We start from the raw sequence: 12203 nt of genomic DNA on the forward strand, positions 1-12203 counted from the left end.
CACATGCGCCGGGCGATTTGAGCCCGGGTGAAAGAATGTACGAGTGAACCCACATGAGTCCCTGATTCCTTTGCTGGGCCGCGGCCCGGACCCGGAACAGCTCCGCCATGTGCGCACCATTCCCGCGCGCCAGGCCGTGCACGCGCCCTGGCCTGAGTGGACCCACCCCGATCTCGTGGACGCCTACGCTACGCTGGGCATCCACCAGCCCTACCGCCACCAGATCCAGGCCGCCGACCTCGCCCACGGTGGCGAGCACGTGGTCATCGCCACCGGCACCGCCTCCGGAAAATCGCTGGCCTACCAGCTGCCGGCGCTGGACGCGATCCACCGCTCCGAACTGCGGGTCCTCGCCGATCCGGGCAAAATCCACGACGACGGCGCCGTCACCCTGTATCTCTCCCCCACCAAGGCCCTGGCCGCCGACCAGTTGGCCGCGATCCGGGCGCTGAAACTCCCCACCATCCGGGCCGAGACCTATGACGGCGACACCGACCCCGCGTCCCGCCGCTGGATCCGGGACCACGCGAACTTCATCCTGGCCAACCCGGACATGCTTCACTTCGGGATCCTCCCCAACCATGCCTGGTGGGCACGGTTCTTCCGCCGGCTGCGCTACGTGGTCGTGGACGAGGCACACAGCTACCGCGGCGTCTTCGGATCCCATGTGGCCAATCTGATGCGCCGGCTGCGCCGCATCTGCGCCTACTACAGCCCGGACGGAGCCGGGCCGGTGTTCATCGCAGCCTCCGCCACGGCGTCCGAGCCCGGCACCTCGTTCGGCCGGCTCATCGGCGCTCCGGTCCGTGCCGTGGCCGAGGACTCCTCACCCCACGGCTCCACGACCGTCGCGTTCTGGGAGCCTGCCCTGACTGAACTCCGCGGCGAGAACGGCGCCAAGGAGCGGCGCACGGCCGTGGCGGAAACCGCGGATCTGCTGGCCAATCTGGTGTCCTCGCGGGTGCGGACCATTGCGTTCATCAAGTCCCGGCGCGGCGCGGAAACCATTGCCACCATCACCAAGCGCCTCCTCGACGAGGTCGATCCCAGCCTGCCGCAGCGGGTCGCGGCCTACCGTTCGGGCTACCTGCCGGAGGAGCGCAGGGCCTTGGAGAAAGCGCTGCGCTCCGGCGAGCTGCTTGGGGTCTCCAGCACCTCGGCTCTGGAGCTGGGAATCGACATCTCCGGCCTCGACGCCGTGCTCGTGGCCGGCTGGCCGGGAACCCGCGCGTCGTTGTTCCAGCAGATCGGCCGGGCCGGCCGGGCCGGCCAGGATGCCATCGCCGCCTTCGTCGCGAGCGATGACCCGCTGGACACCTATCTGGTAAACCACCCCGAGGCGATTTTCGACGTCTCGGTGGAGGCCACCGTCTTCGATCCCTCCAATCCCTATGTGCTGGGTCCCCATCTGTGCGCCGCCGCCGCCGAACTGCCGCTGGGGTATGCCGAGCTGGAACTGTTCGGTGCCACGTCCGAGAAGCTGCTGGACCAGCTGGTGGCCCGGGGATATCTGCGCCGACGTCCCGCGGGGTGGTTCTGGACCCACCCGCAAAACGCCGCGGCCATGGTGAACCTGAGGGCTGACGGCGGCGGACCGGTGAGCATCGTGGACGCCGACACGGGGTCCCTGCTCGGGACCATGGATTCCCCGCAGACGCATTACCAGGCCCACACGGGGGCGATCTACGTCCATCAGGGCGAGACCTACGTGGTGGAGGATCTGAATGAGGACGATCACTGTGTGGTGGTGCGCCGGGCGAACCCGGACTACTACACCACTGCTCGGGATGTGACCCAGATCGAGGTGCTTGAGACGCAGCGCACCACCCAGTGGGGCGATGTGGCCGTGCATTTCGGGGACGTGTTGGTCACAACGCAGGTGGTCTCCTTCCAGCGCAAGGCGCTGATTTCCAATGAGATTCTTGGTGAGGAGCCGCTGCAGCTGGGTGCCCGGGACCTGTTCACGAAGGCAGTGTGGTTTGTTATGGACAACCGCTCGCTGACGGGTGCGGGGCTGATCGAGGCGCAGTTCCCGGGCGCATTGCACGCTGCGGAGCACGCGGCCATCGGCCTCCTGCCCCTGGTTGCTTCCAGCGACCGTTGGGACATTGGCGGAGTGTCCACGGCGATCCACGCCGACACTGGAGTTCCGACCATCTTTGTGTACGACGGCCACCCCGGCGGGGCAGGCTTCGCCGAACGCGGCTACGACAAGGCCCGGGTCTGGCTTGCCGCCACCCGCGACGCGATCAAGGCCTGCGAATGCGAGTCCGGCTGCCCGTCCTGCGTGCAGTCGCCCAAGTGCGGCAACAAGAACAACCCCCTCGACAAGGACGCCGCCGTGACCCTCATCGACGTGCTGCTCCAGGACGCCACGGACCAGATGCGTACCGGGCATCCGGACCACGCCGTGACACCGCTGCAGGCGTAGCCGCGGCCCCTGCTGCCCGCTCACGGAGGCGGCCCGGCCCTTGCGAGACCGGTGGCCGCACCCAGGGGCGTACGGACAGTGAGTTCAGTCCGGACCTGGACCGTGTGCCCGGCGCCTTCCGCGCAGCTAAGCACGTTGGCGCCGTTCCGGTATGCCACGTCCACGGCGACGGCGCAGGGGTCTCCCGGAGTGATCCCCCGGGCAGCGTCGGCGGCGGCAAGGGCCGCAAGGTCTGCGGCGGCCGCCGCCCGGGAAGCCATCGCGGCCGACTGGGCAAGCAGTGCGATCAGGATGGCGGCGAGCACGACCAGCATTCCCAGCCCCAGGGCCAGGACCGTTCCGGCGCCGCGCTCCCCGGGCTCGCCGGGGAGCGCTGACTCAGGGCGCCCCGGGGGAACCCCGGGCTCCGGCCGCCCCGGGGGTCCGCCCGACAGGCCCGGGTGCTCGATCCGAGGTGTCCTGCGGCTGCCCGGCTGGCTCATGCGGCCAGACCTTGCAGCTGATGGCGCCAGGTCGGGGGGACCCGGGCCGCGGCCGAGGGCCCGGACGTTTCGCCCCTGGTCCAGGCGCGGGCCGTGAGAGTCCAGGGAAGGAGCGAGCCAACGGCGCCTGGAACCTTCCCAGAGACCGTCACGCTGAGCCATCCGCCCCCGGACGTCACCGCCGACGCTGCTGAAGCACCTGCGAGCCGGCGAACGATCATTTCCACGGCGGCGGCATCCTCCCCCCGGGCCAGGGCCCGGGCACCGGCCCGGGCCGCTTCCTCCAGCCGTAGCTGAGTGATTCCTGCTGCTGAGCCGGTCAGCAGCAGGGCCAGCAGGAGCAGGACTGCGGGCAGCGCCACAGCGAATTCGGCGGTTACGACGCCGCTGCACGGGCCGCCCGCGCGCTGCCGCCATCGGGGGTGCCCGGCGGCCTGCGGGGACGGCGCTGCCCCTTTCACTCTTCCGGCCGGCCATCCGCAGTTCATGGCAAGGCGAGCGCCGTACGGATGAGGTTCAGCAGAAAACCCCGGACCTCGTCGCTGCGCATGATGAACACGAGGATGCCGGCAAACCCGACAGCGGCGAGCGTGGCAATGGCATATTCGGCAGTCGCCATTCCAGCCTCCGAGCCCAACAGCCTTCGCAGCCATCGCGGCACCTTGGCTTTCGGCCCCCTGAGCGGGTCGGCGGCACTGGCTTCTGGATGGATTTGGTGGATCTCAGCGCGCTCCGTTTCAGGATGGACTTTCAGTCCCCTGCGGGTGCCGGCAGGGGCGGCGGGATGGAGTGACATGGCTTGTTCCTTTCCTTGGGTTCCGGCGGGACCGCCGGCTGTTCCTTGACTCTTCCGGCTGGGACGGCAACCCGGAAGCCGCTCATCCAGCCAAGTGGAAAACCGACCCCCAACGCGGACTGTGGAGGAATACCGCTCCTGCCACTCTCTTCCACCTCCGCGGTCAACGCGGCAGCATCGCCAGCAGTACCGGAACGACCCCCAAACAGATGAAGGCCGGCAGCGAACACAAGCCGAGCGGCACCACGAGCTTCACCCCCAGGGCTGCGGCCTTTTTCTCCGCGGTCCGGAACCGCTCGCGCCTCAGGCGCGCCGCCTGGGCGTAGAGGATGGAGGAGGATGGTGCGCCGGTCAGCGCGGCAAACCCCAGCGCATCGCGCAGGGCAAGGAGTCCCGCCGCACGGACCTCGGAGCTCCGCCATGCGGTGTCCCAGTCGGCGCCAACGGCGAGTGCCGCGACGACCGGCCGCAGCGGACTTCGGATTTCGGGCGCGGCTAACTCGGCTACGAGCGCCAGTGCGCGGCCGAGTCCGGCTCCCGCCTCGAGCATCGCACCGATCAGTTCCAGCAACATTGCCGCATCGCCGAGCCCGGGTCCGCAGGATTCACCGGCCGGTTCGTGGCCGTGTTCTACACGCCATGGGTTCCCGGAGGTGGGGGCGGGCTGCGTCTGGCGCCGGAGTCTCCGTCTGGCCATGCCGCGGTCCGAAAACGCGGTCACGGCCGCGGCTGCCAGAAACGCCAGCACCGCAAGACCCGCGGCGTCCGCTGTCATGGCGGAGGCCCCTCAGCCCTACGGACGAGCCGCGCCGACCAGATCCGGCCGGCCGCGGTGAGGGCCAGGCCCATCGCGAGCGCTGCGACACCCAAGGGGGTTCCCAGTAGAACGGAGACAGGGTCCACACCCAGCAGCACGCCCAGGCCTAGGCCCAGGAATGGAAGCCACGTCAGCAGGCGAACGGTCGCACGGGGCCCGGCCAACGCCGTCTGCCGGGCGGCCTCGGCGTCGTCTTCGGCCTCAAGTTGGGCGGCGAAGCGCGTCAACACGTCCGCCAGCGGGCAGCCGGCGGCCTCGGCGACGTCAAAACACGCGGCGAGCTGGAACCAGACGCCGCGCGCACGGACGTCCTCGCCTGGACCACTCGCCCGGGTCTTCCCGGACTCCGTTGCGCCGGAGCCGGCCGCGGCGGAACGGATGGCCGCTCCGACCGGAGACCCGCACACCGCGGCGGCGCTGGCTGCGGCAAGCACCCGCGCCGATCCCGGGGCGAGGGCCGGGCTCCGGACCGGAACCCCTTCTCTTGACATGGGCGCGGCGGGATCGCCTCCATGCATCAGCCACAACTCATCCCACAACCGCGCGGGGCTGCGGCCGCCCCGGAGCAAAGCCGCCATCTGCTGCACGAGCAGGGTGATCGACACCGTGGGGGCGCTCCGATGCCGCCACCGGGGCACTCCGCGCGGACGCGCAGCAGGGCCGGCGGCCGGGCTGCCCCGCGCTCCGGCCAAGGCTGCGCGAATCCGGCGGCGCGGGGTTCCCGGCGGGGAGAGAGCCAGGAACACGGCGAGGACGAGCACTCCGAAAAGCAGGGCGGTCATTCCGGCTCCACCCAGGACGGGTTCATTCCTAGGCGGGCTGCCAGCCGCGGCCACGCCGGCGCACCGCGGACGACGCCGGCGCAAATGTCCAGCGCGGAGCCCACGACCAAACCCGCCGGAGTGTCTTCGAGCACTCCGACACAGGCCACGGTCCGCCCGTTGTCTATCCGTTCCACGTGGACCACGGCGTCGAGGGCGCTGACCGCCTGTAGCCGGACGGCGTCCTGCCCCATCCCGGCCAGCGCACCCAGCGCGGTCAGCCGCGCCGGCACGTCGGCCGCGGTGTTTGCGTGGATGGTTCCGCCGCCACCGCTGTGTCCGGTGTTCATGGCAGCGAGCAGTTCACGCACTTCGGCACCCCTGCACTCCCCTACGACCAGCCGGTCCGGCCGCATCCGCAGGGACTGCCGCACGAGCTCGCCCAAATCCACGGCGCCGCCGCCTTCGAGGTTGCCGTGCCGTGCCTCCAGCGAGACGACGTGCGGGTGCACCGGGTTCAGTTCCGAGGCGTCCTCAATCAGGACCAGCCGCTCGCCGGACGGACACAGACCGAGGAGCGTGGCGAGCAGTGTTGTCTTCCCCGACCCGGTGGCGCCGCTGATCAAGAAACTCAGGCGCCGTTCCACCATCCGCTCCAGCACGGTCTGCACCGCGGTCCCGAACATTCCGTTCCGCCGCAGCTCGTCCATCGAGAACACCCGTTCACGCCGGATCCTGATGCTCAGGAGCGTCCCAGCTGTGGAGATCGGCGGAAGGACGGCATGGACCCGGAACCCGCCGTCGAGCCTGACATCAACGCAGGGGGAACCGTCGTCCAGACGCCGCCCGCCGGCCGACACAAGCCGGGCTGCCAGGGCCCGGACCTGCGGTTCACCGGAGAACGCGACCGGCGCCCTTTCGAGCCCGCCGCCGCGGTCCAGCCAGACGGAGCCCGGTCCGTTGACGAAGATGTCGGTCACGGCCGGGTCCCGGACCAGGACCTGCAGGGGCCCGAGGCCGTTCAGTTCCGCACTGATTCCCTCAACCGCGGCCAGGGCTCCGGCGGTCCCCAGCAGGCGGCCACTCGCCTGCACGGCGGCCGCCACGCGCGAGGGGGTCACCGGCCCGACGTCGGACAGCACGGATTCGCGGACAGACTCCAGCAGCCGCGCGTCAACGGAGGCCCGGCCCGGCGGCCGGTAGCGCGGGCCGCCCGGACCGGCACCGGCGTCCGGGGGGCCCGGTGCCGAGTGGGCGCTCATCCGGTGGCTCCAGCGCCAAAGCCAAGGAGCATGCCGGCGAACCGCCGGACATTGCGCTGCCGTCCGGTGTCCAGCAGACGCCCGAGTTCCGTGGCGGCCGCAGCGCGTTTGACGTCCGGCATGATCCCGGCCAGGGGCAACCCGACGGACTCGGCAATCAGCTCTGCATCCAGCGAGGCCCCGGGTTTGCCGCGCACCACCAGCACCGTCTCCACCGCAGGGAGGTCCTGCAGGAGCCGGGCCGTGGCCACCGCCGCCCGCAACAGCGCCGGGGCAACAACTATCATCCGGTCGCAGTCCCACGCGAAAGTCCGCAGCGCTTCCGGACCCCGGCCAATGTCCACGAGGACCAGCTCGAAACCGCGCCGGGCGGCGTCAAGCACCCCGGCCACGACCGCGTGCTCCACGCCGCTGTGGCGCTCCTTGTTCCCGGGCCAGGACAGGAAGGGGAATCCCCCGGCCAGGGGAAGCGAGTTGGCGAGCTGGCGGGGATCGATTGTGCCGCTGGCATCCGCCAGATCCGGCCAGCGGAGACCTGGCGCTTCCTCCGCGGCGAGCGCCAGCTCCAGACCCCCGCCCCACGGGTCACCGTCCACCAGCAGGACACGCAGGCCTTCCCGGGCGGCAGCATGGGCCAGCCAGACAGCTGCCGTGCTGGCGCCAGCGCCGCCGCAACCGCCGACAATCCCGAGGACGAGTCCGCCGGGTTCGGGAGCGCGGGAGCGGCTGAGGTACTCGGCGAGCCAGGATGCGGCCTGGGGCAGGACTGCGACGCGTTCGGCACCGGCGGCGGCGGCCCGGTGCCAGAGGCTGTCGCCGTCCCCGGTGAGGCCAACGAGCACAGCCGGCGATCGTCCCCGCGGCGGCAGCTCGCGGATGTCGCTACCGAACAGCACTGCCGCGGCAGTGTCCCAGAAAGGTGCCGCTTCCCTGATGTTCGCCACCGTGCGCAGCCGGCCGCCGGACGCCGCCACAACGCGTTCCACTTCACCGCGCAGCACGTCGAATCCCGTCACGAGCAGCGTCTCCGCCGACCCGTCCGGCACCCACGGCGCAGCAGCGGCCCCAGCACCGGCCCCGGTGCGTGGAGCAGTGCCTGGCCCAGTGCGTGGCGCAGTGTGTCCGGCAGTGCCTGGCCCGGCCCCGGAACCCAGCAGACCGCCGGCCCCGGGACCCGGACCGGGACCCGACGGCGGTAGCTGGTGCCTGCTCATGCGCCCACTCTTCCCGGCCCCGGAACCTGCGGTAACCCGCGCCGGCCGCTATGTGGACAAGCCAGGTCACCAGGGCAGGTGCACGGGCACTCCGCACCGCAGGGCAGAATTGACCCTATGTACCTGTTGCTCGCCGCCCATGCCGACGGCGCAGCCCTGCAGGAACTCACCGCGGACGGCACCCCGCACCCGGCCACACCGGAGCCGCGGACCGTGAGCGCCGCCGAGCTGGCCGGCGTCGTGCGTGAACTTGAAAAGCGGCGGCCGCGCTGGATCTGGCACCGCACCCAGGACTGGTACCCGGCCCTGCTCGCCGCCGGGGTTGAGGTGGAACGCTGTTACGACCTCACGTTGTGCGGCGCGATTCTGGCCCATTCGGAGTTCACCGCCCACACCGCGTATGCGCAGGACGCGGAGAAACTCGTCCAGGACGATGAGCTGCAGCCGCCGCCACGGGCGCTGCAGCCACCTCCCCCGCCGGCTGACCAGGGTGCCCTGTTCGATGATCCCGGCCTGCGCAAACCGCCCCGCCACAGCCCCGGGGACCTCCGCGCCGAATACGCCGCCCAGCAGGAAGCGCTCGGCCAGGCGGCGGCGCTCGGCCAGGCGGGCGGGCCCGGCGTCGAACGCCAGGGCGACAACCGCAAGCAGCGCCTCCAGCTGTTGCTCGCGGCCGAGTCCGCGGGCGCCATGATTGCGGCGGAGATGCAGCACACCGGGGTGCCGTGGCGCGAGGAACTGCATGAGCGGATTCTGGCGGACTACCTTGGCCCCCGGCCTCCTGCGGGCCACCGTCCGGCCAAGCTGGAGGCCCTCACCGCCGAGCTGCGGCAGCTGCTGAATTCCCCGTCGCTGAACCCGGATTCCCCGCAGGATCTCATGCGGGCCCTGCACCGGAACGGCATCGAAGTGAAGACCACCCGGCAGTGGGAACTGAAGGAATCCAGCCACCCGGCGATCGAGCCGCTGCTGGCCTTCAAGAAGCTCTCCCGCCTGCACGCGGCCAACGGCTGGGCCTGGCTGGACGCCTGGGTGAAGGACGGCCGGTTCCAGCCGGAGTACGTGGTCGGCGGTGTCGTTTCCGGGCGGTGGGCCTCCCGCGGCGGCGGGGCGCTGCAGATTCCGCGCCAGATCCGCGGCGCCGTCCATGCCGATCCGGGCCACAAGCTGATCGTCGCCGACGCCTCCCAGCTCGAGCCCCGCGTGCTCGTGGCGCTCGCACAGGACTCCAAGATGGCCGAGGCTGCGCGGGACAAGGACCTGTACGCCGGCATCGCCGGGCAGGGTTTCGGCGGGGACCGCGCCAAAGCCAAGGTGGCGCTGCTCGGTGCGATCTACGGGGCAACCACCGGCGAGTCAGGGCGCCTGATGCCGCAGCTGACCCGCACCTACCCGCGCGCCGTGGGCTTCGTGGAGCAGGCAGCCCGCGAGGGCGAGGCCGGCAGGACGGTCACTTCGCGGCTGGGCCGGAGCAGCCCGCCGCCGTCCGAGCGCTGGCGGCAGAGCCAGCAGTCGACCAGCGCCGAGGAACAGCGCCGGGCGGAATCGATCGCCAGGTCGCGGGGCCGGTTCACCCGCAACTTTGTTGTCCAGGGTTCCGCGGCAGACTGGGCGGCCTGCTGGCTGGCCGAACTGCGACGCCGGCTCCGCGCCATGCGCGCGGACGGCGGACCCGCCGGGGAACTGGTCTTCTTCCTGCATGACGAGGTCATGGTCCACTGCCCCGAGGCCGCGGTCGCGGACTGCGTCCGGGCCATCGAGGAAGCCGCAAACGCCGCCAAGGAACTGCTGTTCGGCAGGATCCCGGTGGAATTCCCGGTCAGCGTGGCGGTTGTGGACTCCTACGACAACGCCAAGTAACCGCGCGGAGTAGCCCGCCGTAACGTACCCGCCGGTAGCGTTGTGCGCCGCGCGTGACGGCAGTTACGCTCGAAAGAGCTGGTCAGTGATCCGACGGTCCGGCCATGCAACGACGCATATTATTGGGAGGCAGCACCTTGGCTGGCATTTTTGAGATCGCCGAAGCCGGCGGGAAGAACTACTTCTTCAAGCTCACGGCATCCGACGGCACGGTGGTCGCCGTTTCACCACTGTTCAACACGATCAAGGGCGCAGCCGCCGGCATCAACGCCGTGCGGGAGAACGCCGCCACCGGGCTGGTCGTCGACAAGTCCCAGGCCCGTAGCAAGCCCGTACCCGCCAGGTCGGCCACGGGGCACGGCGGCAGGCTGGCCCGCAGCTAGGTCCCGCCCCAGCCGTCGAGCCTGCGTTACGTGTCGACGTCGAGCATACTCTTGCGGTCCCAGGGCACCGCCCACCCCAGCTGGTCGAAGAGCTGGTTGAGGATCATCCCGGTAAAGCCCCAGACCACCACGTCGTTGACGGTAAACGCGGGGCTCTGGAACGTCTGCCCCACCCGGGTCACCGTCGCCATCACGCGGTTGTCCGGGTCCAGCAGGTCCCGGACCGGAACGCGGAAGACCTGGGCGGACTCGCCGTAGTCCACCACTCGCACGGGCGACTGGGACGCCCACCAGCCCAGGACCGGGGTGACCAGGAAGTTCCCGCGGGGAAGTGCCAGTTCCGGCATCACGCCGAGGACCTCGACGCCGGCCGGATCCAGCCCGGTTTCCTCTTCCGCTTCCCGCAGGGCGGCGGCGATCACGGATTCACCCTGGTCGATGCCGCCGCCGGGGAACGCGACCTGGCCCGGATGGTCATCCAGGGTCTGGGCGCGCTGCAGCAGCAGGACATCCAGATCGGCCGGGGCAAGCAGCTTGACCGAGGTCGCCGGGACGTCATCGAGGGAGCCGAAGAGCATCAGCACCGCCGCCCGGCGGACCCGCTCGCCGGGCTCGACGACGAGTTCCCGCCACCGCGGGTCGGCGGACGGCGCCGTGCCGGCCTCCACCGCGGCGACCAGATTGATGAGGTCCTGGCGGGCCGTCACAGCGGCTTCCTCTGGGATTCCATCCGGATTTCGGCGGCACGGTGGGTCTCCGCGAGCAACTTGGAGAGCAGCTCCTCCTGCCCCGGGGCCAGTTCGTACTTCAGCAGCTTCTTCGCCTTCTCCGGGTCCGTCTCCCCCATCCCGTAGCTCGGGCACCAGTTCGCCACGGCGCAGGCACCGCAGGCAGGCTTGCGGGAATGGCACACGCGCCGGCCGTGGAACACCACCCGGTGCGAGAGCATGGTCCAGTCCCGGGGCGCGAACAGTTCCGCGACGTCGGACTCGATCCGCACCGGGTCATCGGACCCGGTCCAGCCCAACCGCCGGGCGAGCCGGCCGAAATGGGTGTCCACCGTGATCCCGGGAACGCCGAACGCGTTGCCGAGCACCACGTTCGCGGTCTTCCGCCCGACGCCGGGGAGCGTCACCAGATCAGCCAGCCGGCCCGGCACCTCGCCGTCGTACTCATCCACGAGCCGGTTGCACAGCGCCATCAGGTTCCGGGTCTTGGCCCGGAAGAACCCGGTCGGTTTGATGATGGCCTCCAGCTCGGCCGGTTCCGCCTCGGCCATGCTCCGCGCATCCGGGTACCGGGCAAACAGCCGGGGCGTGATCTGGTTGACCGTCACATCCGTGGTCTGCGCCGACAGCACCGTGGCCACCACCAGCTCGAACGGGCTGCGGAAGTCGAGTTCCGCGTGGGCGTAGGGATACTGTTCCGCCAGCGCCTTGTTGATCCGGCGGGCGCGTCGCTTCAACCCGAGCAGTGACTCCCCCTCAGCCCGAGCGCCGGCGCGTTTGGCGCCCGCATTCTTCGGGCGCGCGCTCTTGATGCCGGGACTTTCCAGTCCCGCGCCCGCGGGGTCGGCCACGGCGCTGCCGGGCACTGGAATGCTGGACTCGCTGGCCACCAGGGCTGGCTAACCGCGTTCGATGTTGCTGAGGTCGCGGAGTACGCCCACGCGGCCATCGGTGTGCTGGACCAGGAATTCGTGGCCCCGGTCCTCCAGGGCGAGCACCCAGCCGCCGGGTTCGATCACGAACGCTGCGACGCCGCTGTGCTCCTCCACGGCGGTGCGGGGCTGGGCGACGGCGAACCAGAAGGCCTCGTGCACTACCGGGACCTCGTGTTCCTCGGGGCGGCTTGCCGGGTCGACGGTGGCGCCGATCGGCTCCTGCTGGCGCACCTGCGGGTTCACCGTGGTGGGGGCGCCGTGGCCTGACGTGACGGGAACCCCGGCGGCCCGGGTCTGCTCAGCCTCCGAAGCGGCACGGACATCCTTGGGCTGTCCGCCCGCAGGGCCAGCGGCGCCAGGGGTCACGACGGCGGCCTGGGTCTGCTCCGCCGCGGACGGCTTCGGTGCGGTCTCGTTGGGCACGATGCCGGAGACCTGGGTTTCCGGGGAGCTGGCGGCCGGTGTGGGCGCGGCGGCCCGGGCCGGTGCGGCCTGGGCCGCGGCCGGCGTCGCGGCCGCGGGGCGACCTGCCGC

The 12203-nt window shown here is 70.9% G+C and carries 12 protein-coding genes and 1 pseudogene; 3 read left to right on the forward strand and 10 right to left on the reverse strand.

What is annotated here, in order from left to right:
- Window positions 1–43 precede the first annotated feature (43 nt).
- Window positions 44–2431, forward strand: a complete 2388-nt coding sequence (locus ACZYZ3_RS18560; RefSeq protein WP_463965263.1) for a DEAD/DEAH box helicase — start codon at window positions 44–46, stop codon at window positions 2429–2431.
- A 20-nt stretch (window positions 2432–2451) separates the two neighbouring features.
- On the opposite strand, the gene ACZYZ3_RS18565 is transcribed toward ACZYZ3_RS18560, so the two are convergent.
- From ACZYZ3_RS18565 to ssd, 7 genes are all read right to left on the reverse strand, one after another.
- Window positions 2452–2913, reverse strand: coding sequence for an Rv3654c family TadE-like protein (locus ACZYZ3_RS18565; RefSeq protein ID WP_463965264.1), 462 nt, complete (start codon window positions 2911–2913; stop codon window positions 2452–2454).
- Window positions 2910–3374, reverse strand: a complete 465-nt coding sequence (locus ACZYZ3_RS18570; protein ID WP_463965265.1) for a TadE family type IV pilus minor pilin — start codon at window positions 3372–3374, stop codon at window positions 2910–2912. Before ACZYZ3_RS18570 ends, ACZYZ3_RS18565 begins: the two co-directional genes overlap by 4 nt.
- A gap of 23 nt (window positions 3375–3397) precedes the next feature.
- Window positions 3398–3709, reverse strand: coding sequence for a DUF4244 domain-containing protein (locus ACZYZ3_RS18575; RefSeq protein WP_463965266.1), 312 nt, complete (start codon window positions 3707–3709; stop codon window positions 3398–3400).
- Between the two features lie 163 nt (window positions 3710–3872).
- Window positions 3873–4484 carry a type II secretion system F family protein gene (locus tag ACZYZ3_RS18580; RefSeq protein WP_463965267.1) on the reverse strand — a complete coding sequence of 204 codons (612 nt, stop codon included), beginning with the start codon at window positions 4482–4484 and terminating at the stop codon, window positions 3873–3875.
- Window positions 4481–5308 (reverse strand): type II secretion system F family protein, encoded by an 828-nt coding sequence (locus tag ACZYZ3_RS18585; RefSeq protein WP_463965268.1) that lies wholly within the window; start codon window positions 5306–5308, stop codon window positions 4481–4483. Before ACZYZ3_RS18585 ends, ACZYZ3_RS18580 begins: the two co-directional genes overlap by 4 nt.
- Window positions 5305–6549 (reverse strand): TadA family conjugal transfer-associated ATPase, encoded by a 1245-nt coding sequence (locus ACZYZ3_RS18590; RefSeq protein ID WP_463965269.1) that lies wholly within the window; start codon window positions 6547–6549, stop codon window positions 5305–5307. Before ACZYZ3_RS18590 ends, ACZYZ3_RS18585 begins: the two co-directional genes overlap by 4 nt.
- Window positions 6546–7565, reverse strand: a complete 1020-nt coding sequence (gene ssd, locus ACZYZ3_RS18595; protein WP_463965270.1) for a septum site-determining protein Ssd — start codon at window positions 7563–7565, stop codon at window positions 6546–6548. The genes ACZYZ3_RS18590 and ssd overlap by 4 nt, the downstream gene beginning before the upstream one ends.
- A gap of 315 nt (window positions 7566–7880) precedes the next feature.
- On the opposite strand from ssd, the gene ACZYZ3_RS18600 reads away from it, so the two are divergent.
- Both ACZYZ3_RS18600 and ACZYZ3_RS18605 read left to right on the forward strand, forming a co-directional pair.
- Window positions 7881–9623: a bifunctional 3'-5' exonuclease/DNA polymerase gene (locus ACZYZ3_RS18600; RefSeq protein WP_463965271.1), complete on the forward strand. Its 1743-nt coding sequence runs from the start codon at window positions 7881–7883 to the stop codon at window positions 9621–9623.
- A gap of 137 nt (window positions 9624–9760) precedes the next feature.
- Window positions 9761–10006, forward strand: coding sequence for a YegP family protein (locus tag ACZYZ3_RS18605; RefSeq protein ID WP_463965272.1), 246 nt, complete (start codon window positions 9761–9763; stop codon window positions 10004–10006).
- Window positions 10007–10032: 26 nt separating this feature from the next.
- Here ACZYZ3_RS18605 and ACZYZ3_RS18610 read toward each other — a convergent pair whose 3' ends face one another.
- From ACZYZ3_RS18610 to ACZYZ3_RS18620, 3 genes and pseudogenes are all read right to left on the reverse strand, one after another.
- Window positions 10033–10713 carry an NUDIX hydrolase gene (locus ACZYZ3_RS18610; protein ID WP_463965273.1) on the reverse strand — a complete coding sequence of 227 codons (681 nt, stop codon included), beginning with the start codon at window positions 10711–10713 and terminating at the stop codon, window positions 10033–10035.
- Window positions 10710–11546: an endonuclease III gene (gene nth / locus ACZYZ3_RS18615; protein WP_463965278.1), complete on the reverse strand. Its 837-nt coding sequence runs from the start codon at window positions 11544–11546 to the stop codon at window positions 10710–10712. Before nth ends, ACZYZ3_RS18610 begins: the two co-directional genes overlap by 4 nt.
- Before the next feature lie 87 nt (window positions 11547–11633).
- A pseudogene (locus tag ACZYZ3_RS18620) lies at window positions 11634–12203 on the reverse strand (hypothetical protein); the annotation flags it as partial.

The organism is Pseudarthrobacter linnaei, from assembly GCF_055412825.1.